We start from the raw sequence: 212 nt of genomic DNA on the forward strand, positions 1-212 counted from the left end.
CTGCAACGGAAAATAACACATTTTGGTTTTGTATATCCCGAAGCAATGCAGGAGCTATTTTACTATCATGTACATTTACGGTTGTAAATACATACGACAATATAACACCTTCTGGTGTAGAACAGGCATGAGTTTTGAGGTGGTACAGTAAAACTGGAACATAGTATAGAGATAAATTATTCTATATAAGAGGTGTTTCAGATGAAAAAACA

At 34.0% G+C, this 212-nt stretch carries 1 pseudogene; it reads right to left on the reverse strand.

Features of this window, described 5'->3' with window-relative positions:
• A pseudogene (locus ACQRBL_RS33035) lies at positions 1-136 on the reverse strand (transposase); the annotation flags it as partial.
• Positions 137-212: the final 76 nt, after the last annotated feature.

Source organism: Bacillus sp. AF62, assembly GCF_050312695.1.
In the GTDB taxonomy this organism is placed as follows: Bacteria; Bacillota; Bacilli; order Bacillales; family Bacillaceae_G; genus Bacillus_A; species Bacillus_A cereus.